Source organism: Bdellovibrio sp. HCB117 (genome assembly GCF_047305915.1).
GTDB lineage: Bacteria > Bdellovibrionota > Bdellovibrionia > Bdellovibrionales > Bdellovibrionaceae > Bdellovibrio > Bdellovibrio bacteriovorus_B.
In genome coordinates, this window is sequence record NZ_CP178622.1 from 999693 (window position 1) to 1024328 (window position 24636).

At 45.6% G+C, this 24636-nt stretch carries 18 protein-coding genes; 14 read left to right on the forward strand and 4 right to left on the reverse strand.

The window, feature by feature from the left end; translation table 11 throughout:
- Positions 1–29: 29 nt before the first annotated feature.
- From ACLWBD_RS04880 to ACLWBD_RS04890, 3 genes are all read right to left on the reverse strand, one after another.
- A complete protein-coding gene (locus ACLWBD_RS04880) occupies positions 30–413 on the reverse strand; it encodes a YbaN family protein (RefSeq protein ID WP_063209006.1) in 384 nt (127 codons plus the stop codon).
- Positions 410–3511 carry an efflux RND transporter permease subunit gene (locus ACLWBD_RS04885; RefSeq protein ID WP_413569799.1) on the reverse strand — a complete coding sequence of 1034 codons (3102 nt, stop codon included), beginning with the start codon at positions 3509–3511 and terminating at the stop codon, positions 410–412. Before ACLWBD_RS04885 ends, ACLWBD_RS04880 begins: the two co-directional genes overlap by 4 nt.
- 141 nt (positions 3512–3652) lie before the next feature.
- Complete coding sequence (locus tag ACLWBD_RS04890) at positions 3653–3964, reverse strand: hypothetical protein (RefSeq protein WP_155722593.1); 312 nt, start codon at positions 3962–3964, stop codon at positions 3653–3655.
- A 161-nt stretch (positions 3965–4125) separates the two neighbouring features.
- Between ACLWBD_RS04890 and ACLWBD_RS04895 the strand changes: the two genes are divergently transcribed.
- From ACLWBD_RS04895 to ACLWBD_RS04945, 11 genes are all read left to right on the forward strand, one after another.
- Positions 4126–5466, forward strand: a complete 1341-nt coding sequence (locus tag ACLWBD_RS04895; protein ID WP_063209012.1) for a glycine--tRNA ligase — start codon at positions 4126–4128, stop codon at positions 5464–5466.
- A 236-nt stretch (positions 5467–5702) separates the two neighbouring features.
- The gene (locus ACLWBD_RS04900) at positions 5703–6407 is read left to right on the forward strand and encodes a MotA/TolQ/ExbB proton channel family protein (protein WP_063209014.1); all 705 of its coding nucleotides are present in this window, start codon (positions 5703–5705) and stop codon (positions 6405–6407) included.
- Between the two features lie 14 nt (positions 6408–6421).
- The gene (locus tag ACLWBD_RS04905; protein ID WP_063209015.1) at positions 6422–6877 is read left to right on the forward strand and encodes an ExbD/TolR family protein; all 456 of its coding nucleotides are present in this window, start codon (positions 6422–6424) and stop codon (positions 6875–6877) included.
- Between the two features lie 10 nt (positions 6878–6887).
- The gene (locus ACLWBD_RS04910; RefSeq protein ID WP_063209017.1) at positions 6888–7385 is read left to right on the forward strand and encodes an ExbD/TolR family protein; all 498 of its coding nucleotides are present in this window, start codon (positions 6888–6890) and stop codon (positions 7383–7385) included.
- 23 nt (positions 7386–7408) lie between these two features.
- Positions 7409–10402, forward strand: coding sequence for a tetratricopeptide repeat protein (locus tag ACLWBD_RS04915; protein WP_413569801.1), 2994 nt, complete (start codon positions 7409–7411; stop codon positions 10400–10402).
- Positions 10399–10653, forward strand: a complete 255-nt coding sequence (locus ACLWBD_RS04920; protein WP_063209019.1) for a hypothetical protein — start codon at positions 10399–10401, stop codon at positions 10651–10653. Before ACLWBD_RS04915 ends, ACLWBD_RS04920 begins: the two co-directional genes overlap by 4 nt.
- The gene (locus tag ACLWBD_RS04925) at positions 10650–11780 is read left to right on the forward strand and encodes an AgmX/PglI C-terminal domain-containing protein (RefSeq protein WP_413569803.1); all 1131 of its coding nucleotides are present in this window, start codon (positions 10650–10652) and stop codon (positions 11778–11780) included. The genes ACLWBD_RS04920 and ACLWBD_RS04925 overlap by 4 nt, the downstream gene beginning before the upstream one ends.
- A 3-nt stretch (positions 11781–11783) precedes the next feature.
- A complete protein-coding gene (locus tag ACLWBD_RS04930) occupies positions 11784–12944 on the forward strand; it encodes a hypothetical protein (protein WP_413569804.1) in 1161 nt (386 codons plus the stop codon).
- Positions 12941–13651 (forward strand): outer membrane beta-barrel domain-containing protein, encoded by a 711-nt coding sequence (locus ACLWBD_RS04935; protein ID WP_063209025.1) that lies wholly within the window; start codon positions 12941–12943, stop codon positions 13649–13651. The genes ACLWBD_RS04930 and ACLWBD_RS04935 overlap by 4 nt, the downstream gene beginning before the upstream one ends.
- Positions 13648–15243 (forward strand): tetratricopeptide repeat protein, encoded by a 1596-nt coding sequence (locus tag ACLWBD_RS04940; protein ID WP_063209027.1) that lies wholly within the window; start codon positions 13648–13650, stop codon positions 15241–15243. The genes ACLWBD_RS04935 and ACLWBD_RS04940 overlap by 4 nt, the downstream gene beginning before the upstream one ends.
- 3 nt (positions 15244–15246) lie before the next feature.
- The gene (locus tag ACLWBD_RS04945; RefSeq protein WP_413569807.1) at positions 15247–16257 is read left to right on the forward strand and encodes a VWA domain-containing protein; all 1011 of its coding nucleotides are present in this window, start codon (positions 15247–15249) and stop codon (positions 16255–16257) included.
- Positions 16258–16322: 65 nt separating this feature from the next.
- Here the strand turns inward: ACLWBD_RS04945 and ACLWBD_RS04950 are convergent, their stop codons facing one another.
- Complete coding sequence (locus ACLWBD_RS04950) at positions 16323–16628, reverse strand: hypothetical protein (RefSeq protein WP_063209031.1); 306 nt, start codon at positions 16626–16628, stop codon at positions 16323–16325.
- Between the two features lie 304 nt (positions 16629–16932).
- On the opposite strand from ACLWBD_RS04950, the gene ppdK reads away from it, so the two are divergent.
- The 3 genes from ppdK to smc all read left to right on the forward strand — a co-directional run bounded on the left by ppdK (position 16933) and on the right by smc (position 24563).
- Positions 16933–19647 (forward strand): pyruvate, phosphate dikinase, encoded by a 2715-nt coding sequence (ppdK, locus tag ACLWBD_RS04955; protein WP_413569808.1) that lies wholly within the window; start codon positions 16933–16935, stop codon positions 19645–19647.
- A 556-nt stretch (positions 19648–20203) separates the two neighbouring features.
- A complete protein-coding gene (locus ACLWBD_RS04960) occupies positions 20204–20725 on the forward strand; it encodes a hypothetical protein (protein WP_063209035.1) in 522 nt (173 codons plus the stop codon).
- A 250-nt stretch (positions 20726–20975) separates the two neighbouring features.
- Positions 20976–24563 (forward strand): chromosome segregation protein SMC, encoded by a 3588-nt coding sequence (smc, locus tag ACLWBD_RS04965; RefSeq protein ID WP_413569809.1) that lies wholly within the window; start codon positions 20976–20978, stop codon positions 24561–24563.
- Positions 24564–24636: the final 73 nt, after the last annotated feature.

Genomic DNA, 24636 nt, shown 5'->3' on the forward strand with positions numbered 1-24636 from the left:
AATGTTGAACTTCAACGGAAGTGACAAAATTAGTTCGCGGGCTTGCGCGAAGGACGCGTCCAAATAAAAACTAAAACGCAGGTGCAGATAATGCCCGCACACCACTTGGCATAAACGGGGACCGTGGGTTTTAGCAATGAGAAAGTCACCAGCGGCACCATTAAAGCAGTCGCAAGAATTTTAGCGCGGGGGCGAATCACGCCGTGCAGTTGCCAGTCTAGAATAAAAGGTCCTAGATGCGGTTGATTGATCAACCAACGATGCCATTTTTCAGAGCTTCGTGAAAAACAAAACGCCGTCAGTAATAAAAACGGCGTCGTAGGCAAAAGGGGAAGAAAGATGCCTATCACCCCCAGGCCTAAAAAGATCCAGCCGAATACAAAATAAATCGTGCGCTTTGTCTGTTGAATCATTTCGCTGGGGCCACCGAAGTAGGAAGTTCATCATCAAGTTTATGAGTCTTCTTACTTTCAAGTGGCGAAAGCATCAAGTACAAAGCGGGTACAACGAACAATGTTAAAAGCGTCGAAACAATCGTTCCCCCGATGATGGATAAACCCATCGGAATACGTGTTTCCGCCCCAATGCCAGATCCAATCACCAAAGGAGTTGCCGCCGCCACAGTTGCGACTGAAGTCATCAGGATCGGGCGAAGGCGCACGGGGCAGGCCTCTAAAAGTGCTTTGGAAATATCTTTTTCCCCGTGATGTCGCACTTGGTTTGTGAACTCCACCAAAAGAATTGAGTTCTTCTTCGCGATACCCATCAGAACGATTAAGCCGATAAAGCTAAACAGATTCAAAGAAACATCAAACATCCAAAGGGCAATCAAGGCCCCGGTCACACTGAATGGAAGAGCAACAAGAACCGAGATCGGATGAATGAACGAGTTGAATTGCACTGCTAAGATTAAGTACGCGACTAAAATACCGACCATCATCGCTGAATAGAGACTTTTAAACGAGTCGGCAAAACCGGCAGAAGCACCTTCCAGCGCGAATGAATAGCCCGCGGGAAGAATTTCTTTGGCGATGGAGCTGGCACGCTCTAAGACTTTTGCTTGAGATTCTCCCGGAGCCAAGTTTCCGAACACAGAAATCGCTCTTTGACGATTCACGCGCGAAATTCCCTGGATGGCTTTTTCTTCCTTAATATCTACCAACTGAGATAGAGGAATAAGATTTCCGAAGTTGTTACGTACGTAAAGACGTTTAAAATCTTCAGGTTTTTGAATCTGATCTTCTAAAAATTTAAAACGGATGTCGTAACGACGTCCATCGGCCGTGTAACGCCCTTCGCGAAGGCCTCCTACACCGGCAGAAAGAATTTGCCCGACGTCTTCAACTGAAACTCCTCGCGCCGCCATGGCGCCGCGCTTAGGAAACAAAACCAATTCCGGAATCCCCATACGGAAATCCGTATCAAGATCTACCGCCAGTTTTTCTTTTTCTAGACGGTCCATCAGTTCGTTGGATTTATCAAAAAGGACTTTCAAATCCGGTCCACGCAAGTTGATGGCCAAAGGATTTTGGCGTCCTGTCGAAAGATTTCGTGCGGAAATATCACGCATGGAAATACGCATACCTTTAAGTTCTTTGAATTTTTGGCGCCAGATATTCATGATCTGTGTGTGACCCAATTGACGATCCGCGCGGGGCTTTAAGGCCACCGGAAGGAAGAATTGATTCACGTTTGCGGAACCGCCACCTCCACCGACAGAGATAACGAAGCCTTCGACGTTAGCGTCCGCCTTAATGATAGCTTCGACTTTTGCGGCTTCCGCACTGGTTTTTTCCAGAGAAGTGCCCGGAGGCATCTGGCCATTGATGATGATGAAGTTTTGATCTTGCGCCGGTACGAACTCTTGACGGACTTTGCTGACTAAAACCAACGAAACGACGAAGAACACCAAAGATCCGCCGACAACTAAATATTTAAATCTTAAAGTGCCGTGCAAAACTTTTTGGTAAGAGTGAGAGAACTTTTCAAAAAGAACATCCAAGAAATGCTCAAGCTTTGAAACTTTTGGTTCTGTACTTAAAAGAGCTGCGGCCCGCATCGGTGTGATGGTGACGGCTTCAAGAAGTGAAAGCGATACCGCCGCACTCATCGTAACGCCGAACTGGAAGAAGAACTTACCGATAATACCGTCCATAAAGACGACGGGTAAGAAGACCGCGATAACGGCCAATGTGGCTGCTGTAGCTGCCGGCAAAACTTCTTTGGAACCATCAGAGGCGGCCCGGGCAGAGCCTTTACCCATGCGATAGTGACGGACGATGTTTTCTAAAAGCATGATGGCATCATCGACGACGATCGAAATGGAAAGCGTCAGTGCCAAAAGCGTAAATAGATTCAGCGTAAAGCCCGAGAAGTAAAGAATGATGAAAGTTCCGACAATAGAAGTCGGAATTGAGAAAAGAATGTTTACTGCTGCCTGAATACTTCCTAGGAACAAGAAACAAACCAGGATGGTGATTAGGGCTGCCACCCAAAGTTTCTCAATCGTTAAGTGAACAGTGGCATCTGTAGGAAGTGTGAAGTCCACATTCACGCGGAAATTAAAACCTTCAGGAAAACTGCCTTTGATGGAATCTAATTTTTGACGAACTTCCTGTGCCACGGTCACTTCGTTCGTGCCGCGCTGTTTTTTCACGGAAATAGAAATTGCCTGACGACCATCGACACGCGCTACACGGCGGACATCAGAAAGGCCATCTTCTACGCGAGCCACGTCGCGAATATAGATGTTGCGGTCATGAATACGCTGCCCTCCGCGACGAAGAATTTGGATGTTCGCCACTTCGTCAACATTAGTTGCTTCGCCCAACCAGCGAACACGCAGTTCACGTTCTTTTTCGGTAAATTGTCCTGCGGCACTTTCCACGTGCTGCGTGCTGATGGCTTCAATCACATCGGACAAAGTAAGATAAAGAGCTTCTAGTTTTTTAGTATCCACCCAAATACGTAAGTTTCTTTGACTGAAGCCTTGAATGCTGACTTCGCCCACGCCCGGAAGGAAACGGATCTGATCCAACAAGTAGTTCTCAGTCCAGTTAATCATCTCGCGCAAGTCAGACTCGCCATAGATGGAAAGAATGATAATGGGGTCTTCTTCAGGGTTTTGTTTACGAACGGTCGCAGGATCGACACCGGGAGGCCAGCGCATACGGCTTAAGGCTGTTTGCACCTCTTGCAACACGACGTCGACATTGCGATTGATGTCGAACTCTAAAGTCACCGAACCTGAACCTTGGCGCGCACTCGAGCGCATCTCTTTGATACCTTCGATCGCCAAAAGTCTTTCCTCGATGGGATCGATCAACTCGGCCTCGACAATTTCTGGCGCAGCCCCTTCATAATCCACCGAAACGCTGATGACTGGGAAGTCGACGTCGGGCAACTGGCTGATCCCCATGCGGTTCATACAGATGGCACCAAAGACGATAAGAGCAAACATCAGAACCCAGGCAAAGACGGGGCGGCGAATCGAGAGATCGATCAAATTCATGGGTGTTCCTTTCGCGCACAGATATTTTTACCCATTAAAACAGGGTGTCAACAAAGCGGGCTTTCGGCCGACTGAATTTAGACGGAATGCAGAGGCATTTAGTTCGAATTATTTTCGAAAAAAATGGGAGCTAATTTTTAATTACTGAGCTTTGGCAGAAAGAGGCTCTTTATAATCGGGCATCAATTTCCCACGATGACACATGTAACACGTGGCCATGGGGCCTTTTTTCCCATCGAAACCGTTTTCTTTCAACATTTGAGTCAGCTTCATATGGTCTTTGCCGACTTTGAAAGATTTCTTCGAATCGTCGCGGAAATTTTGAACATTGTGGCACTCAGCGCAGGTGACTCCCAGCTCGCGAGAGATAACGATCATCTGTTCGCGAATTTTTTCTTCTTTGGTGACAAACTTAGTGACGGATTCTGAGTGCGCCTTTGGTAAAAGGAGCACGAGGCCTAGTAAAAAGAGGGCGTGGCTTTTTCGGATGCGCTGCATGAGATTAGCTTCGCTGACGTCAGGTCCTTTAGGCAAGCAGACCCTGACTTCTTGACTGCTTCTGGACCAAATGTAAAAGTACACGTGGTATTGTCTTACCTATTTTGGAGCCCAGCATGAAAATTAAGCACTGTGAAGACCTCAATACTCTTGTAAGTCTTAGCAAACGTCGTGGTTTTGTCTTTCAATCGAGTGAAATCTACGGAGGTCTAGCTAGCTGCTGGGACTACGGTCCTTTGGGCTCTTTGATGAAGTTGAACGTGAAGCGCGCATGGTGGAATGCTATGACCCGCAGATCGGATATCGTGGGTTTGGATGCGGCTATCTTGATGCACCCAACTGTTTGGAAAGCTTCGGGCCACGTCGATGGTTTTAGTGATCCTTTGGTTGACTGTAAAGAATGTAAGACACGTTTCCGTGCCGATAACACAGAATCTTATCTTAAAGATAAAAAGTGCCCGAACTGTGGCAGCAAGAATCTTTCTGAAGAAAGAAACTTCAACTTGATGTTCAAAACTCACATGGGTCCTTTGGAGGATTCTGCGAGCGTAATCTACTTGCGTCCAGAAACGGCTCAAGGTCACTTCGTGAACTTCCAAAACTGCCAACAATCATCTCGTTATAAAATTCCATTTGGTATCGCGGCGATTGGAAAGTCTTTCCGTAACGAAATCACTCCAGGAAACTTCATTTTCCGTACGCGTGAGTTTGAACAAATGGAGATGCAATATTTCGTAAAACCAGGCACCGACGAAAAATACTTCGCGGACTGGAAAGAAACGCGCTGGAACTTCTATATTAAGTACGGCATCCGTCCTGAAAACTTGAAATTCAAAGACCATGATAAGCTTGCGCACTATGCTCGTGCCGCCGTGGACGTGGAATACAAATTCCCAATGGGCTTTTCAGAGCTTGAAGGTATCCACAACCGTTCGGACTTTGATTTGACCCAACATTCGAAATTCTCTGGCAAAAACTTGGAATACTTCGACGAAGCCAACAAAGAGAAATACATCCCTTACGTTATTGAAACAGCCGTGGGTTGTGACCGCCTGTTCTTGGCTTTCTTATGTGATGCTTACCGTGAAGAGATCACGACAGATGAGGCGGGTAAAGAGGACACACGCGTTGTTCTAGGACTTCATCCTGACATTGCGCCATTTAAAGTCGCTGTTCTTCCGTTATCTAAAAAAGAAGAGCTGACTTCGATTGCTGAAAAGTTGCGCGATCAATTGGCGGAAGACTTTGATGTGACTTACGACGAAACGGCTTCCATTGGTAAGCGCTACCGTCGTCAAGACGAAGTGGGGACACCTTATTGTGTGACCGTGGACTTTGATACTATCAACGACCAAGCTGTAACAGTGCGCCATCGCGATAAAATGACTCAAGAGCGTGTGCCTATGAGTCAATTAAATGCGTACGTGGCCGCAAAGTTGAAAACATTTAATCAGTAGCGCAATTCAATTTTGGGAGCCTGAAACAGGCTCCCAGTCTTCCTGTCGTTCCGCCAACATACCATTTAAGATCTGCGGACATTTTTTAGAATTCTGACAATTAAAAGTTAAGTTTTTGTAGTTAATAGGCCGTGTCAATGTGCATTTCGCTTTGCAAACCCCTGGACCATGGTCTGTAATCTTTCGCGAATAGGTGGGTAATTCGTTTTTATCCACAAACATATTGGAGGGGAAATATGGAATTCCTAACGAAAGTTGCTCAAGCATTTCAACACGGTGGATTTTGGATGTGGCCTATCATGTTCATTCAAATTACATCAATCGCGATCATCATCGAAAGAACTTACGCGCTTTTCGTGCGTCGCAAGTTGAATCAAACTGCTTACGCATTGGGCTTTGAAGAGTCTATTCGTCGTGGCGAAATGGATGCGGTTATCACAAAAGCACAATCAGGTGCGACTGAAAACCCAGTAGCTCGCGCGATTGCAGCCGGTGCAATGGCGGCTCGTAATATGGGTGGTAAAGAAGAGATCCAAGGTAAAATGGATGAAGTTCTTCTAGAAGAGAACGGTCACCTTGATTACCGCACAGGTTTCCTAACTATGCTTGGTAACGTGGCGACGTTGACAGGTCTTCTTGGAACTATCAGCGGTATGATCAGCTCGTTCGCAGCGGTGGCTTTCGCGAATCCAGCAGAAAAAGCTTCTTTGCTTTCTGCAGGTATCTCTGAAGCGATGAATGCGACAGCTTACGGTTTGATCGCAGCGATCCCAGCTCTAGTAGCTTACGCTATCTTGCAAAACAGAGCGAATCGCTTGGCTGAAGATTTGAATCAAGGTGGTTTGAAAGTTTACAACTGGTTGAGCTACTCTTACGATCCAATCACATCTTACCAAATCAAAACGAACAAATCTGAGCGCCACACTGAAGTGAATGCGTAAGCTTAAGAGGGTTTATGAAACACTCTAAAAAGCATTTGGATTTTGAAGTTAACCTTATTCCGTTCATTGACTTGTTGTCAGTGTCGATCTGCTTTCTTTTGATCACAGCAGTGTGGTTGAACGTGGGATCGATGGACGTGAAGCAAGCCGTTGGCGGTCAAGCACAAGAGGATACTAAGAAGAGTCCTCTTGTGTGGATCCGTATGACTCCGGCTGGGGACTTGGACCTTGAAGTGCAGCAAAGCTCTTTGGTTCCAGCAGGTCTTCGTAAGTTTCGCGTTTCTCAGGTCGATAAAAAAGTGAATTACGAAGGTTTGGAAAAAGCTCTAACGAACTTAAAAGCAGTGGAGCCTTCTTTGAACACGGGTCTAATTCAACCGACAGCGGCAACATCCTACGAAGAGATCATCGACGTGATGGATAAGTTGAAGAAAAGCGGAATGAACGATTTGGGCGTTTCTCCTTTATAATGGGGGTTTTGTGATTTCTGATGGCATTTTAAAGACATCAGTTTTAACGGGGACTTTAGAGGGTCACTCTATTATCAGTCCTCGTGGAGCTAAAGGAAAACGCAACATCGCGGCCGATCTTCTTTTGACGGCTCTGATTGATGCGTTCTCTATTCTTGTGATCTTCCTTCTTATGAATTTTTCCAGCACGGGTGAAATCCTGATGATTGGTAAAAACCAGGAACTTCCTAAAGCCCACCTTGCGGCGGTTTTAGAAAGAAATCCGGTGATCAAAATCGATGATAACAAGATTTACGTTGAAGATAAGTTAGTCACTGCAGACACCATCACTGCGGAACTTTTGGAGCTTCGTAAAAAGCACCAAGAGCTTCACCCGAACGTCGAATTCCAAGGAGTGGCGACGATTCAGGCGGACCGCCGAGTGAAGTATGAGTTCTTAAACCAGATCATACTCGGAATGAATCAAGCAGGATACAGCGACATTAAATTTGCAGTAGTACTGAAGTAGTTTTAGGGACGGAGGGGGTCTCGATGATGAAAAAAGGACTTTTAATATTCTCTTTGTCAGTGGGTGTGGCTGCGTCAGCTCAAGCATCTGCGACTCAAGCAGGGTCGACTCAAGACCTCCTAATTCAAAAACTCACACAAGTGCAATTGGGCTTGGCTCCGGCAGATCCTGCCAGAGCCGGAGTTCTTTTACGTTTGGCGGATCTACATGCAGAACGTGCCCGTCAACTTTCAATGAAAGAGTTGAATGACGGTTGCGTGGTTTGTAAAGCGGGTGAAAAAGACCGTGAAAAAGCGCTTTCATACTATACAGAGGCTTTGACGAAAGTTCCGGCAAACTCTGTGGCGAAAGTGCATTTGCAAATGGGTCATCTTTATGAACTACAAGGTCGCAATGAATTAGCTGAAAAAAGCTATCAAGCGATGTTGAGTTCTTCTTCATCTCCGATTGAGATGGCCGAAGCCAATCTGTCACTGGCAGAAATGGCCTTTAGAAAATCTGATTTCAAAAAAGCCCAAGAACTTTATGGAAAAGTTTTGGCAACAGAAGGAGCGAGCTCTCAAGGTCTTGCGGCTTACCGCAATGCTTGGTGTTCGTTCCGTATGGGTGATCTTGAAGGTTCTATCGTGAAACTTCAGGACATTCTTAAAAATCCAAAATTGCAGTCTCGCATGGCGGCTTCCCGCGGTGTTGCAGACGTTCAATTCTTGGAAGAGGTTTCCCGTGATCTGGCGACCTTCATGGCCGCACGTGGAATCAAAGACGGTGATGCGGAAACTTTATTCGCGCTATCTCCTGAACAATTCAAACTTCAACAAGTGACGATGCTGGCTCGCGAAGGTCTTCGCTTGGGTCAAAAAGAACCGTCATTGAAAGTTTGGGATTTCGTTTACCAAAAACAAGCAGATCCAAAAATGCGTCTTGAAGCTCAAGTGCGCATGGCTCAATTAAACTTCGATCTTAAAAACGTTCCTGCCGCTTTCAAAGCTTACCAAATGGGTTTGAACCTTTGGGGAGCGACTGACTGCACAGCGACGACTTGCGAAGAATCTGCAAAAGGTCTTCGTCAATTTGTTGTAGGCTGGAATCGTATTGAAAACAGCAAGCCAAGTGCCGAGCTTTTGGGTGCTTACGACGAATACTTCAAAGTCTTCCCTGAAGATGAAGATATGTGCGTATGGGGTTCTCAAGCGGCAGCAACAGCAGGCCAGTATGCGCAAGCGGCTCAATGGACGGCGTCTGCGAATAAAATGATTCTTGCGAAGTACTCTGTAGAAAAAGATTCGGCTCAACAAAAAGTTCAAGCTGAAAAGCTAGAGAAGAATTTGCTTTTGGGTATCGAGAACGCAGAAAAATCAAAAGACGAAAAGCTTTTGGTCGCGGCTCAAGACGACTACCTAACGAAATCTGTATTGAAACAAAAATCTTTCGATGTTCAATACCAAAAAGCTTATGCGATTTACCAAAAGGGTGATTATGCAGCGGCGGCGACTCAGTTGAATGATCTCGCGATCAATGGCAAAGGTTCAAGCCAGATCAAGGTTCAAGCAGCCGAGTTGTCTTTAGATGCTTTAGCGCTTCTTAAAGACGACGCTCGCATTCAACAATGGTCTGCACTTTATGCTTCCAAATTCGCGGATAAAAAAGGCGAGTTCCAACAGATTCACGAAAAGTCTGTGTTGACTCAATCTGCGAAACTAGCAGAAGCGCAACCAGATCAAGCTCTGACTGTATTGGCGAGCTTCAATATGGCGGCGGCGACTCCTGAAGACAGAAAGATCTATCTTAAAAATAAAATCTTATTGAACGAGAAACTGAATAAGATCACGGAAGCTCGTGTGGCGACCGAAGACCTTCTTCGCGAAAAAACTTTGACGACAGAAGAACGTGAGTTCGCTTTGGGTCGTAAGGTTTGGTTCGCAGAATTGGAATTGGACTTCGCGACGGCTTTGGCGGCCGCAGAACAAATGCAATTCAGCTCTTTGTCTCAAGAAGAAAAAGTTCTTAAATTGGCTTTGTACTCGGAACTTGCTGATAAGAGTCCGGCGACTTATTACTCTCAATACTTGAAACAATCTAAAGACGACGAAAAGAAAGCTTTGATTGCGACTCAATTGATCCGTTTGTCGAAAGCTCCGGCGAAAGACTTCGATGCTTATAAACCTTACTTCAAAAACAACGCCGGCCTTTACGCTCGTGCGGCTCTTGAAGTTTATGGCATGACAAAAGACCGCAAGGTTCTTGAGAAAGCGTTGAAAGAAAAAGGCAGCTCCAAACAAGATGCTTTCGTGATGATCGAAAAAATCCTGGTTTTGGCTGATCTTAAAGATCTAGGCAAACAAGCTGCGGCTCACAACATCGATACTAAGAACCAGAATACAATCGCGATGGGCCTTAAAGCTCGCGTGAAACTTTTGGAAAAAATCGATTCCCTTGCAAATCGTGCTATTGCGACGGGCGACTGGTCGTCTCAATTGTTGGCTTTGGATCTTGTGGCGAAGGAAAACTCTCGCTTCTACAACGAAGCTTTGGCGTTGCCGATGCCAACGGGTTTAACTCCTGAACAAGAGAACGAGTACCTAACTATTCTTTCTCAGCAAGTGGCGCCAAACCAAAACACAGCGATGATGGCAGAAACGAAAGTGAAAGAATTCTGGAGCCAAAAAACCGCTTTGGATTCATACAAAACTTTCGCGCACCAAAACTACAACTGGGCGAATTACATCGTCGAAGAAGTTGAAACTGTAGCGGCGATTGCTCCAGAAGATCAAAAGATCGCTTGGACGGGTGCAGTTTCTGAAATCAAAGCTTCGGTGACGGCTCAGCAAAAGCCTTCTTTGGCTGAAATGGAAAAAGCACGTACAAACTTGAAACAGAATCCATTTACAGTGAGCGCGATCGAAGAAGCGATTGCCGTAGAAAAGAAAGCTCAACGTAAGAGCATGGTCGAGTACCTACAGGGACGTTTAGCAACACTGGCTAAAAAAGACGGTGAAGTGAAAGGGGACAAACAATGATGAAATACGCATTGATGATGGTTTTGGTTGTAACATCCACAGTGGCTTTTGCCGCTCCGGACGCAAAACCGGCAAAAAAGACTGACATGAACTTCGAAGACCTTTTGGTCAGCGGTCAGTACCACTTTTCTGACGAAGCCGTGACAACAGTGGAAGAAGATAAAGTATTAAACAGCTTGATTGGCGTTAGAGCAGACTTCAAAGACCGCATGAAACAATCGGCGACTTTGGGTGAGGTGAAGGGCAAATGAATCTTAGACTCATTTTAGAAGACAATGCAGGTAATGTGACTCGTCAGATTCCGGTTACGGAAAAAAAGGCGCAGTTGATTCAACGTTCAGATACGAAACGTTTGGAAGTTGTGATTGACACTGCGGCTTTGACGAAAGAAAAAATCAAATTCTCAAAACTAGCTGATCTAGATTTTGACGAAATGAAGAACAAGAAATTCCCATTGGGTAATTTCGGATCTCTTCGTCTGGTCGAAGCGATCGAAACTGTTCCTGTGGACGGTTCTGTTCGTGCGGATGAAAAGAAAGATCTAAAAGCTTCTATGCTTTTGGCTTTCGCGATCCTTCTTCTTTTGATCTCCATCATTAAATTCGCGCCAAAAGAAAACGCGAAAGTGACTGAAGAATTGAAACAACAAGTTGTTAAAATTGTTCAGACAAAAGAAATGAAGCGTAAGACGGTGGCTCCGACAAACAATATGGCCGCAGATCCTACCGCGACAAAAATGCCAACGAAACGTGCGGAACTTGTAAAGCGTTCGGGAGCTCTTTCCGCTCTAGGAAGCCTTCGTTCTGGTAAACAACGTGGTGGCTTGAACTTGGGTGCCGTGAATACAACTGCGGGCATCGGTTTGGGTGGCACAGGTGGCAGCGGTGGTGTGCAAACATCACTATACGGTAAAGGTATTACTTCAGCGCCTCTAGGTACGGGTGGAAACATCCAAGGTGGCGGCGGCTACGGAACTAAAGGGAAGGGCGGCGGCCAAGCTGGTTACGGCAGTCTTTCTTTGGTGGGTTCTGCGGGCGGCGCGCCAGTTCCATTGGGTGCAGAAGCGGAAGTTGCACAAGGTTTGGACCGTTCAGCGATCGACGAAGTCATTCGTCGTAACTTGGGTCAAGTGCGTTTCTGTTACGAGCAAGCGTTGCAAGGCACACCGAATTTGAGCGGTCGTGTGGCGATGGGTTTCACTATCGGCGGCAACGGTCTTGTAAAATCAGCATCGGTTGAAAACTCTTCGATGGCGAATAAAGGTGTCGAGGATTGTATTACAATGCGTTTGAAAACGTGGAAGTTCCCAGTGCCTCAAGGAGGCGTGGATGTAAAAGTAACTTATCCGTTCGTATTACGCAGACAAGGGCAGGGGTAGACAATGAAATTAGTATTGGCTTTATTAACAGGCTTGATGTTTTTAACTGCCTGCGAAATGCAGCAGGATCCTTTGAAGGATGCTCCCGAAGCGGTTCGTGAGGGACGTGCTCCTGAAGCGGAAAAACCCGTTCAAGAAAAACCATTCTCTAAAGATGCGATGTTCATTGATGCTCCAACGGTGGTTAACGGCCGTGTGGGCAGCCCGATGGAATTTAAAATCAATGGCCGCGTGATGGTTGAAGGTGTGACATATAAGTTGAGCATCGACAACTTGGCGGACTTTGAAGGAGCGACATTTGATGCGGCGACTGGCGAATTCAAATGGATTCCAACAAGAGCGGTTGTAGCAGGACTTCCAAGCATTGAGCTTCCTCTTCGTATCACTCTAGCAACAGATTCTTCGGCGAAATACCCGTTGATCTCTGTTGAAAAGAAAACTCTTTCTTTGATGGTTGTGAATGTGTACTCAAAACCTATCGTGCAAACGATCACAGGCAATGGAACACTAACGACAGGAACGACTCACTATCTAGACTACACGATGGAAGACATTGATGCTTTCAGTGAAGCGGATGTGACTTTGGATGTTCGTGACTGCGGTATCGCAAGCTATCGTGATTCTATCGCTCACTTGGTCAGCGTTCGTAATGTCACGAAGTCAACAACGACTCCGAATAAATACGAAGGTCGTATCGAGATCGACTTGAGAAATGCCGATCACTTGGCAAGCACGTACTACTGCTTTGCTTTGCAGGCGATTTCAAAACACGGTGTGAAGTCTGAAATCTATAAACGCGATATCACTATCAACACACGTCCTAAATCAACTCGTATCACGATGGAATCAGCTCCGACGTTGCTTGTAGGTCAATCTGCGCAAATCGCGTTCACGATCTATGACACGACGGCGAACGGAAGCCTAAGAATGGTGTCTATGGATGACATCGCAAAGGTTCTTCCGGGCAGTACTTTGACTTGTAAATCAAACTACACAAGCAAGTTCCAAATGGATTGCTCAGGTTATATCACAACGACAGGTTTGACAGCTCCAACAGCAGACGCCGTTTACAACATCAAAATGGAAGTTGAAAATACAGTTGGCAGCGTGTCCGTGAACACTACTCACACTCTTCGCATTAATGTTAAGGCGGTGACTCTATGAAATCTTTAAGCTTTATTTGTGCTCTTTTCATTTCTTCTATGGCTTTTGCTCAATCTGTTGAGCATGAAGTGGATTCTTTCGGTGGTAACGAGGCGCTTTACCTTAAAGCGAAAGCTTTGAACCCTGAAGTGGAAAACGAAGTGGTTCAAAACCGTTTCATGGAAAGATCCAATCGTTTTGAAGTGGCCCCTGAGTTTTCAGGTGTTTTCAATGGCGATTCTTACAACCGCACGACAAATGCAGGTTTGAATGTTCACTACCACATCAATCCAAGTTGGAGTGTGGGTGTGAAGTACAACTACTCTTTCAACACTTTGACTCCAGAAGGAAAATCTGCGGTTGATAAAGCCAGCCAAAACGCGGCTCAAAACCCAAAAGAGCCTAGCTATCTTTTCCCGCAAGTGATTTATCCTAAATCAGAAACTTTGGGACTCGTGAACTGGTATCCAATCGTGGGTAAATTGAGCTTCGGTAAATATGGCGTAGCACACTTCGACACTTACCTGACAGCGGGTTACGGCCAAATGGAACTATCTAATGGCACAAGTCCTGCGGCGACATTGGGTGTGGGTTTTGGTTTCTGGGTGAATTCAAACCTGACAACTCGCTTGGAATACCGCGCTCAACAATACAAAGCGGAATACTACAACAAAACTGAGAACATGTTAACAAACGTGGCCTCTGTACAAATGGGTTGGATGCTATGATGTTAGTTAAATCTTTAACTGTTGCTTCTTTAGTTCTTGGAGCTCACACAGTCGCTTTCGCAGAAGACGACTTGATGAGCATCCTTGAAGGAAAGACCAGCCAAGCGGCGGCTCAGTTCGTAGAAAGCGAAGAAGTAGCCAAGCTAAAAAAAGCGGTGAATCCTTCAACGGCGGAACAAAATATCTTCTTCCAATTCTTGGTTGAAAAGAATTATGAAAAAGCTTTGTTCCAATGGGCAACAGCTTTCAATGGTTCATCATTTCAACAAACTGAAACGGGCAAGGCTCTTGAAGCTTTCTTGAACTATAAAAACGGTTTGAAGCTGACGGGTGTTGAAGCGCTTTTGAACATTTCGGCTCCAGAGAAAATCGACAGCACAGTGATCAGTCTTTGGAAAGAAAACTTGAATGACAAAGACCCTGTGTGGGGAATGGCGCAAGTCACTTGGAAACCTTATTGGACTCAAGTGTTCGGCGTGGGTGCTGAGATGGCGGTTCTTCTTCAGAAGAACTACGTCAACGAAGATATCGCCGCTTTGACTGAGCTTATTAAAAAGACACCGGTAGATTCAGTTGAAAGAAACCTTTTGCAATGGCAATTGGTTTTGAATCTAGGAATCCGTGGTGAAGCGGGTAAAGCAGCGCAAGTTCTAGCCCACTTGATGAAAGCTAAGAACAATCCGATTGATAAAGATCTTATGACGATCACTGCGGGTCGTTTGCTTTACCAAAACGGTTTCTTGGATGCTTCTATCCAGTACTATAAAAAGATCGGTAAAAAATCAGACTACTGGTTCCAAGCGCAAGAAGAGATGGCTTGGGCTTTCATGAGAAAAGGTGAGCCGCAAAATGCGATCGCGATCACGAAAACTCTGACTTACCCGCACTTTAAAGGTTGGGTGGGTATTGAGTCTTATCTTTTAAGCTCGTTCAGCAGCTTGAAAGTGTGTGATTACCCTCACGTTCTTCAGACAATGAAAGCGATCAAGCCACAATTCGGCGAGCACTTGGTGGCTCTAGAAAAATTGACGGTAGATCCAAATCAGCCTGCAGTGACAAACTTGATGAAAGCTTTGTCTGTAGGACCTGTGAGCCCTGAAAAATTGGGTAAAGATGCTCACCTGATCCCAGCGCACGCATCTCGTGACGAAGTTTTGACGTTGCTCGTGAAAAGACATGCTTACCTGACGAAAGAATCTGAATTGGCTGAACAGCTTTACGCTCGTTCTTTGACATTCGGGAACTTGCAAGGTCAGTTTGAAACTTTGAAGAACCAAGTTCAAACGCGCGCGCAAATGACTCAAGGTGCGGGTCTGCAACGTGTTCAAGAGTTGGCGAAGTCTGAACTGGAAGATTCAAAACAAGTCATGCAACGTCTTCGTATCGTGGAAGTAGAAATGATCCAACAAGTGGACTCTGCTTCGAAGTTCATCAAGAACGTAGGAACGACGGAATCCAAAATGGGTTCGACGGGTTCAACGAACAAATATGCGATGAGCTTTGCAAATGACAAAGAAATCTGGTTCGACGAACTTTCTAACTTCAAAGTAGACGTTAAAAAGGGCTGCGCGAAAGCCAGCGTGAAGGAGTAAAGAATGAAGTTCGTATCTAAAGCTCTTTGCTTCGTCGTTGCTTTTGGTGCTTTGGCGGGATGTGGAAGTGATTCTCCAGATCTTATCGGTAAAGCCATCCTTAAAAACGAAGAGTTCCAAGAAAAACCAAAAGACTTTACGGTGTTCAATCCGAAGGTCGACATCCTTTTCGTGATCGATAGCTCAGGAAGTATGGCCGATGCCCAAGCGAACTTAAGCCGCAATGCTTATGCTTTTGCTGATGCGATCTCGAAAGTATCTATCTTGGATTATCACATTGGTGTGATCACAACTGACATGGACGACTGCCGCAACCATTGCGGTAAGTTGGTAGGCCTTCCGACCTTCGTTGAAAAAACAACGCCGAATCTAGTGACATCTTTGGCTCGTCGTATGGAAGTAGGTACAAACGGAAGTGCGTCTGAAGAGATGTTCGGCCCGGTTGTAGAAGCGCTTTCTCCTTCTTTGGAAGTAGGCGCGAATATGGGCTTCTATCGTCAAGATGCGTTCTTGGCGGTGATCTTCATCACAGATGCGAAAGACCAATCTCGTTTTGCGCCTCAGGATTTCTTGCAAATTTTGACGACGAAAAAAGGGGATGCATCTCGTGTCTTGGGTTACGGAGTTATCCGTACGTTGGCGCAAGAAAAAGTCTGCGTAGCCTCCGAAGACCTGGATGAAAAATTGGAAGTTTTCCTAGAGTCCGTGGTGAATGGTGATAAAGCTCAGAAAAACATCTTGAGCCTTTGTTCTCCAGACTACGGTGTGAAACTTGCGGAGTTCGCGAAAGACATCGTAAAAAGAACGGCGGGGACAGTAAAACTAAGCCGTACCCCTGATGTGAAAACGATCAAGGTTTCTTACGGTACCCAAGTGATCCCGAACAGTTTGACTGAAGGTTGGGTTTACGAGCCTTCGACAAATTCTATTCTGTTGTCAGAAGGAATTGTGTGGAATGTGCAAGGCCCTGGCGTAGGTCTGACGATCGACTTTGAAGCCATTGATATGGAATAGTCGAAAATTCAAATTTCTCTAAAGAAAAAGGGCTTCGTCAGAAGCCCTTTTTTATTTTCAAATTCTTAGTACAAATAAATCTCTGTCGGAGAAGCGTTGATATCGCGGTAGACGATACCCGTCACTGTATCGCCCTCTTTCACATTGCAAGATGTGATCACGCCAAAAGAGCTGACTTCATCGATATCCAAGGGGCATTGAAAGCTCGGGTTGAGCTGCCAGTTGCCAGTCCAAGACAGTTTCACACGGCATTGACCGTTATTTGCGGGTTCAACGGATGCTGCTTTTGCGATCAATTGCGCTTCTAGTTGGTTGCAGGCAAAGGCGGGAGTTGCTGCAAAAATTGACAAAATAATCAGAGCTTTTTTCAAGGGGATCTCCTTCTTTTGTGGGGTGTCGTGGGTTTACCACAAGGTCGGCGCGATTTTCTTTAAGATTGTGTCAGGCTCGATGTCTGTTTTAAAAACGTCTAAGTCCTTCATTTTTTAAGGGAATTCCTAAAGCATTTTCAACGACTTGTGATTGAGCACTGGCTCTATAACTCAACGCGAAGTCTGACTAATATATTTCATTGATATTAAGGACTTAGAAGTGTTTTATACCTTAATATAGCTAGCTCAAAATATAAGTAGTTAGCCATAGATATTACTTCGTTACTTTTCTGGAGGGAGACTTATGCACCAGAATGTAAACACGGCTGAAAAAGCCTCTTCGACATCTACGATTCCGCAGAAGTTCGTGTACTTCTTTGCTGCCGGCGAAGCCGAGGGCAATGCGGGAATGAAAAACATCTTGGGCGGTAAAGGGGCCAATCTTGCAGAGATGACGTCTTTGGGAATTCCTGTTCCTCCAGGCTTTACAATCTCGACAGAGATTTGCGCGCACTTCTATGAAGCGGGCGGCAAACTTCCCGAGTGGGTTCGTCCTGCAGTGACGACAGCCATGGCCAAAGTGGAAGCGAAGATCGGTAAAAAATTTGGTGATGTGAACAATCCACTTCTAGTCTCTGTTCGTTCAGGTGCTCGAGCCTCTATGCCAGGGATGATGGATACAATTTTGAATTTGGGATTGAATGACCAAACTGTGGAAGGCTTAGCGAAGTCTTCAAACAATCCACGTTTTGCTTGGGACTCTTACCGTCGCTTTATCCAAATGTACTCGGACGTTGTGATGGGTATGAACTCCTCTCTTCTTGAAGTGACTTTGGAAGACATGAAAGAAGACAAGCACTACAAGGCAGACACAGAGCTGACTGTTGATGACTTGAAACTTCTTGTAAAAAAATTCAAAGAGCTTGTTCACCAAATGACAGGTCAGTCTTTCCCAACAGATCCTTGGGAACAGTTGTGGGGCGCAGTTTCTGCGGTATTCCACTCTTGGAATACTCCACGCGCGATTACTTACCGTGAACTTCATAGCATCCCAGCTTCCTGGGGTACAGCCGTGAATGTTCAATCCATGGTCTTCGGGAACATGGGTGATGATTCTGCAACGGGCGTGGCGTTCACGCGCAATCCTTCTACGGGTGAAAAAGCTTTCTACGGTGAATTCTTGATCAATGCCCAGGGTGAAGACGTCGTTGCGGGAATCCGCACTCCGCAGCCTATCACTAAGATTGCGGCTCAAGGCTCAGGCATGAAGTCTTTGGAAGAAGCTCTTCCTCAAGCTTACAGCCAGCTTGTCGACATTTACAAAAAACTAGAAGCTCACTATCGCGATATGCAAGATATTGAGTTCACAATCGAGCGTGGTGTTCTTTGGATGCTGCAAACTCGTAACGGAAAGCGTACGGCGGCGGCGGCTTTGAAAATCGCTTGCGATATGATCGATGAAAAGTTGATCAATCAAGATGAAGCTTTGTTGCGCCTAGATCCAGGTGCTTTGGATCAACTTCTGCATCCAACTCTAGACCCTAAAGCTCAGAAAACTCTTTTGGCGAAAGGTTTGCCAGCGTCTCCAGGGGGCGTGAACGGCCAAATCGTATTTACTTCTGAAGAAGCTGTTGAATGGAAAGAGCAAGGCAAGAAAGTCATCCTTGTTCGCGTTGAGACGTCTCCAGAAGACATTGCTGGTATGGTTGCCGCGCAAGGTATCTTCACGACTCGTGGGGGTATGACATCTCACGCGGCGGTTGTCGCTCGTGGTATGGGTAAATGCTGCGTGGCAGGTTGTGGTGAAGTGGAAGTCGACTACCGCACGGAAACTATGAAGGTGAAAGGCTACGTTCTTAAAAAGGGCGATGTGATCACTTTGGATGGTTCTACGGGTGAAGTGTACTTGGGTGAAGTAAAAACTATCGAGCCAAAACTTGATGGCAACTTCGAGCGCATCATGAAAATCGCTGACCAAGTTCGTAAATTGAAAGTTCGCACGAACGCGGATACTCCGAAAGACGCTCAAACAGCGCGTAACTTCGGTGCCGAAGGTATCGGTCTTTGCCGTACAGAGCACATGTTCTTCGGTGCGGACCGTATCGATGCCGTTCGTGAAATGATTATCGCGGATAATAAATCAGACCGTGAAAAAGCCTTGGTTAAACTTCTGCCCATGCAACGTGATGACTTCTATCAGTTGTTTAAGATCATGGACGGTTTGCCAGTGACGATTCGTTTGTTGGATCCACCTCTTCATGAGTTCGTGCCTCACACAGACGAAGAAACTAAAGAATTGGCAAAACGTTTGGGCACGGACTACGAACGTCTTCGCGCGAAAGTAAAATCTTTGCACGAGTTCAATCCGATGTTGGGTCACCGTGGTTGCCGCTTGGCGATCACGTTCCCAGAGATTTATCAAATGCAAGTGCGCGCGATTGCGGAAGCGGCTTGTATGTTGATTGGTGAAGGTAAAAAACTTGTTCCTGAAATCATGATCCCCCTTGTGGCGACGGATAAGGAATTGGACATCCTTCGTGTATCGGCGATCAACGAAGTGAAGAAAGTACAGCAAGAAAAGGGTGTGAAGTTCGACTATCTAGTAGGAACTATGATCGAGCTTCCACGTGCCGCTATCACAGCAGATGCGATCGCTGAATACGCGGACTTCTTCAGTTTTGGTACGAATGACTTAACTCAAACGACATTGGGTCTTTCTCGCGATGACTCCGGTCGCTTCTTGGGTTCATATGTTTCTTCCGGCATCTTGCCTAAAGATCCATTCATGTCGATCGATCAAACGGGCGTAGGTTCGTTGGTGAAGATGGGAACAGAGTTGGGCCGTCGTACGAAGCCAGACTTGAAAGTCGGCGTGTGCGGTGAGCATGGTGGTGATCCAGAATCTATCGAGTTCTTCCACAAGGTCGGACTTGATTACGTCTCTTGCTCTCCATTCCGTGTCCCTATCGCGCGCCTAGCCGCAGCTCGCGCCGCCCTCCTAGGCAAGAAACTCCATTAAGGTGCCTGCTTCTTTTTTGGGTCTACGCTGCAGCATTGTTGCGGGGCCCTTAAGAAGTACGGAAAGTTTTTAAATAAGAAAAAGCCGCTTTCAACGAGCGGCTTTTTTATTTGATGGCTCAGAGATCTTGAGCTCTGAGGATTTCATTTACTTTGTGAAGTAAGTGACTAGGATCGCAAAGATCATCGTTGAGAAAAGAATCTTGAACGCGATTTCGCCATTAGATATGCGAGGGCGATAGTCTGTTTCATTTTTCTTGTACTGCATAAAGTCCTCCTGAAAAAGAACGTACTATTTCCGATCTTAAGGCCGAGTTAAAACAACGATCTCTTCTATAAATATATAGTAAAAACCTTGTTTCACTCTGAGACGGCTGTTCCGTCAGTGACACTTTAGGGGATGCCCATTGTCGGCACTGTCAAAGCTGCAGACAGATTTCGCGTGTCTCACATTGATTCCACACTTAGTTAAGCCCATAGAATCAGGAGAGAAGTCGCCGTGCCAGCCTTCTTGGCAGACCCCTTGCTCTTACCTTAGTCATCAAGGAAAAAAATATATGAAAACAAACAATATCTTTTCGAAAATTTTTAAAGCCCTGGCTCTTGTTTCTTTGTCAGTGTTCCTAGTGAACTGTAGCAAGGACAACAAAAGCTCTACGACAAACACTGGTTACGTTATGCAAAATGGTATTTGCTATCAAAACGTAAACGGACAGCTGATTCAGCAAGCAAACACTTCTCTTTGCTATAACAGCGGAAACGGCTACGTGATGCAAAATGGTCTTTGCTACCAAAACATCAACGGACAGTTGATCCAACAAGCGAATACGTCTTTGTGCTACACAAACACAGGAAGCTACGTTTATCAAAACGGCATGTGCTACCAATACGTAAATGGCCAATACATCCAGCAAGCAAACACGTCGCTTTGCTCTGGCTACAATACAGGTGGTTATACAACTCAAGTTTGTAACGGGTACCACACTGATGGTTACCAATGGGTGAACTGTGGTGTTCAATTTAACTGCTCTGGTTACACTTTGATGAACCAGTCTGGTCAAATCACTCGCTGCCAATAGATCCTTGAATCCGAAAAGATATGCGGCGCACCACTCATGGTGCGCCATTGTCTGTTTTGATATGCGTAAGAGCTAAGCAGATCTGATCCTCAAAGATATTGCGACGCGAAAAATACGCTCCCAACTCTGCCTAAGTTTTCAGCTTCCCTTCCTGTTTTGTAAGCCTGTTGTTGACATAGTTTCTAACTCTCGCGAGATTGAAATGGTCTTTGGTCTAGCTAGACCAAGGGCGGTATGAGGGGAATGTTTCGTGAGAATCAAAAAAATTGAACTGATTGGTTTTAAGTCATTTAAAGATCGCACCGTCATTCACTTTGATGCTGGTATCACTGGTATCGTAGGTCCGAATGGTTGCGGTAAATCCAATATCGTCGATGCCCTCATGTGGGTTATGGGTGAAATGTCTGCGAAAGATCTTCGTGGATCGCAAATGACTGACGTTATCTTCGGTGGTGCCGAAGGTTATGCTCCACTAGGTATGTGTGAAGTGTCTTTGACGCTTGAAAATGACGGTGGCGCTTTCCCAGCAAAATACATCAAACACACTGAGATCATGGTGACTCGTCGTCTTCACCGAAATGGTGAAGGGGAGTACTTCATCAATAAAGAACCTGCACGTTTGAAAGACGTGCAAGAGATCTTTATGGATACGGGTGCGGGCTCTAAAGGTTTCTCTATCATCGCTCAAGGTATGATCGGTAAGATCATCACCGCGAAACCTGAAGACCGTCGTATGCTTATCGAAGAAGCGGCCGGTATCACGAAGTTCAAAGCTCGTAAGAAAGAATCTCAACGTAAACTTCAGGCAACAGACCAAAACTTGGTGCGTTTGCAAGACATCATCGGAGAGTTGAAACGCCAAATCGATTCTTTGCAAAGACAAGCACAGCGTGCTGAGCGCTATCGCAACATCAAAAACCAAATCGAGGATTTGGATCTTTGGTTGTCTTCAGCTCAATACATCGAGTTGAAACGTGCGGCAGATGAAGCTCAAGCGATCTTCAATGAAGCGCAAAGCATGGAAGTCGAAGGTGAAACAAACCTTTCAACTCTTCAAGGTCAGTTGGAAGTTCTAAAATTGCAAATTCTTGAAAAAGAAAAAGCAGTGGAAGAGCAACAAAACGAATTCTACACAAAACAATCCTCTGTTCAGAAAAAAGAGATGGAGATCCAAGAGCTTCGTTTCGAAATCGAACAGGCTCGCCGTAACGAACAAATGACAGGTACGATCTTGCAAGAACAGCAAGCTCGCCAGGAGCTTTTGGCTCGTGATAAAGCGCAACTTGAAGCGCAAGTGGCAGAACTGAAAGAAGAGTCGGAGTCTTTGACGGCGGCCTTCACTGAAAAAAATGACATCTACCAAAACTTCAACTCTCGCATTGCGGAAGTCGATGAAGAGTTGACGACGAAACGTCGCGAATTGTTCGCGGTCGGGCAGTCAGAGTCTTCTTTGGATGCGCGCGTGAATTCATTGTCAGCACAAATCGCTGATTTGACAGAGCGCCAAGATAACGAACAACAAGTCGTGAATGAACTTCGCGAAAAACAAGTTGAGTTCGAAGCTCGTCGTAAAAAAGTATTCGGTGAACTTGAAAAAGAACGCCAAATGCAATTGGACTTGGCTTCGGACGTAGATTCATTTGAAGCGAACAAAAAGATCCTGACAGAATCTGTGGCCGAGAAAAAAGCAGAAGTGGAGTCCTTCAAAGATTCTTTGAATGAAGTGGCTTCTCGTTTGTACGGTCTAGAGAACTTGCAAAACAACTTCGAGGGTTTCCAAGAAGGTGTGAAACAAGTCATGCTATGGCAGAAAACTCGCACTCAAGAGTTGATGGCCGATGGTTCTGTAGTCACTCACTTCCAACCGGTTTCTGAGGTTGTTGAAGTTCCTGCAGAATACGAAGTGGCGATGGAAGCAGCATTGGGTTCACGCCTGCAAATGCTTCTTTCTTCAGATGCGAATATCGCAGTAGACGCGGTTACACATCTTAAAGAACAAAAATCAGGTCGCTCTAGCTTCCTATCTGCTAACGACAAAGGTTTGACGTTCAACCGTTCTGAAGCCCCTGTTGGTGAAGACGGTGTTCAAGCCATCCTTAAAGATGTTGTTCAAGCCGCTGATAAATTTAAAAACACAGTGACTTATATGTTGGACGGAGTTGCGATTGTTGACTCTATCCGCACGGCTTTGAATCTTCGTGCAAAATACGAAGGCTGGACATTCGTGACTCTTGACGGGGACACGTTGACAGCGGACGGAGTTTTGACGGGTGGTTCTTCTGAATCTGCGGATTCAGGTGTTTTGAAACGCCGTCGTGAAATCAAAGAATTGTCAGAGAAAAAAGACGAATTCGCCGGCAAGTTGCAATTGGCTCAAATGGTTTTGAAAAAGACTGAAGAGCAATTGGCAAATGTCCTGAATGATTTCGAAGGCGCACAAAAACGTAAGATCGATCAAGAGATCAAAGTTACGGAGCTAAGAAAAGACCTCGAGCGCGCCGAAAACGAATTGGTAAACGCCCAAACAGCGGTAGAACGCCAAGAGCGCGAGCTTAAGAAAATCACAGAGCAAGTGGAACTTCAGGAACAAAAACTTGAAGAGTTGAACGAAGCTTTGATTGAAGCTCGTGAGAAGAAAGTTCTTCTTGAAGGTGAAGTTGAGTCTTTGAATACAGAGTTGAACTCAACTCGTACGGGCTTTGATGGCTTGCAAGCAGAAGTGACAGATCTTCAAGTGAAGTCGGCTTCTAAAACGCAAGAATACACAGGCGTTCTAAGACAGCTTGAGATGGTTTCTAAATCTTTGAGCGATCTGGATACTCAGCTAGCTCGCATGAGCGAAGAAGCTGAAGGTTACAACTCTCAGATGACTGAGAGCCAAGTGACTTTGGAAGAAAAGAAAATCGAATTTGAACGTCTTTTGACAGAAGTAGAGACTTTGAAACTTCAAGTGTCTCGCACAAAAGATGAATACGAAGTGATGTCTGAATCTGCACGCACGATCGAAGAAGAAGCAATGTCTTCTCAACGTGCGCGTAACGAAAGACAGCACAAAATGAACGACTCTCAACTAAAACTTGAGCAGGCGAAGATGAAAGAGCAGTACCTCATTGATTCTATTCGTGAGCGCTACATGCTAAATCTTCCGGAGGTTGTTGAAAAATACGCAGATCGTGAAGGCGACTTCTCGACGGCAGATGCGGAATTGAAAGAGCTTCGTGAAAAACTCGCTAAGATCGGTGAGGTTAATCTTTCGGCGATCGAAGAGTACGAAGAAACAGCACAACGTTACGAGTTCTTGACGAAACAACACGCCGATTTGACCGAAGCGAAAGAACAGCTTCGCAAAGTGATCGACCGTATCAATAGAATCTGCTCGAAACGTTTCAAAGAGACGTTCGACCTTGTGAACGACAGATTCACTCGCGTATTCCCAGTGCTTTTCGGCGGTGGCGAAGCGAAGTTGGAATTGATCGAAAACGAAGAAAAAGGCGAGATGGGTATCGAGATCATCGCTCGTCCTCCGGGCAAAAAGATGCAAAACGTGTCTTTGATGTCAGGTGGAGAGAAAGCTTTGACTGCGGTCGCGCTGGTCTTCTCGATCTTCCTAGTAAAACCTTCTCCATACTGCTTGCTGGATGAGGTTGATGCTCCACTTGATGATGCGAACGTATTCCGTTTCAACGACCTTGTTCGTGAGATGGCAAAACGCTCTCAAATCATCGTAGTTACGCATAATAAACACACGATGGAAGTGGCTAAGAAACTTTACGGTGTGACGATGCAAGAGCGCGGTGTTTCGACAATGGTTTCTGTTTCTTTGCAGGACATCCACTAGTTCGAAATATAAATCAGATCAAAAAAAGAAAACCCCAAAGGAAACTTTGGGGTTTTTTATGCTTTCAATCAGC

Excerpts from the sequence above, each read along its gene's own strand:
- ACLWBD_RS04880 (WP_063209006.1), bottom strand. The coding sequence starts at position 413 with ATGATTCAACAGACAAAGCGCACGATTTATTTTGTATTCGGCTGGATC.
- ACLWBD_RS04885 (WP_413569799.1), bottom strand. The coding sequence starts at position 3,511 with ATGAATTTGATCGATCTCTCGATTCGCCGCCCCGTCTTTGCCTGGGTT.
- ACLWBD_RS04895 (WP_063209012.1), top strand. The coding sequence starts at position 4,126 with ATGAAAATTAAGCACTGTGAAGACCTCAATACTCTTGTAAGTCTTAGC.
- ACLWBD_RS04900 (WP_063209014.1), top strand. The coding sequence starts at position 5,703 with ATGGAATTCCTAACGAAAGTTGCTCAAGCATTTCAACACGGTGGATTT.
- ACLWBD_RS04905 (WP_063209015.1), top strand. The coding sequence starts at position 6,422 with ATGAAACACTCTAAAAAGCATTTGGATTTTGAAGTTAACCTTATTCCG.
- ACLWBD_RS04915 (WP_413569801.1), top strand. The coding sequence starts at position 7,409 with ATGATGAAAAAAGGACTTTTAATATTCTCTTTGTCAGTGGGTGTGGCT.
- ACLWBD_RS04920 (WP_063209019.1), top strand. The coding sequence starts at position 10,399 with ATGATGAAATACGCATTGATGATGGTTTTGGTTGTAACATCCACAGTG.
- ACLWBD_RS04925 (WP_413569803.1), top strand. The coding sequence starts at position 10,650 with ATGAATCTTAGACTCATTTTAGAAGACAATGCAGGTAATGTGACTCGT.
- ACLWBD_RS04930 (WP_413569804.1), top strand. The coding sequence starts at position 11,784 with ATGAAATTAGTATTGGCTTTATTAACAGGCTTGATGTTTTTAACTGCC.
- ACLWBD_RS04935 (WP_063209025.1), top strand. The coding sequence starts at position 12,941 with ATGAAATCTTTAAGCTTTATTTGTGCTCTTTTCATTTCTTCTATGGCT.
- ACLWBD_RS04940 (WP_063209027.1), top strand. The coding sequence starts at position 13,648 with ATGATGTTAGTTAAATCTTTAACTGTTGCTTCTTTAGTTCTTGGAGCT.
- ACLWBD_RS04945 (WP_413569807.1), top strand. The coding sequence starts at position 15,247 with ATGAAGTTCGTATCTAAAGCTCTTTGCTTCGTCGTTGCTTTTGGTGCT.
- ppdK (WP_413569808.1), top strand. The coding sequence starts at position 16,933 with ATGCACCAGAATGTAAACACGGCTGAAAAAGCCTCTTCGACATCTACG.
- ACLWBD_RS04960 (WP_063209035.1), top strand. The coding sequence starts at position 20,204 with ATGAAAACAAACAATATCTTTTCGAAAATTTTTAAAGCCCTGGCTCTT.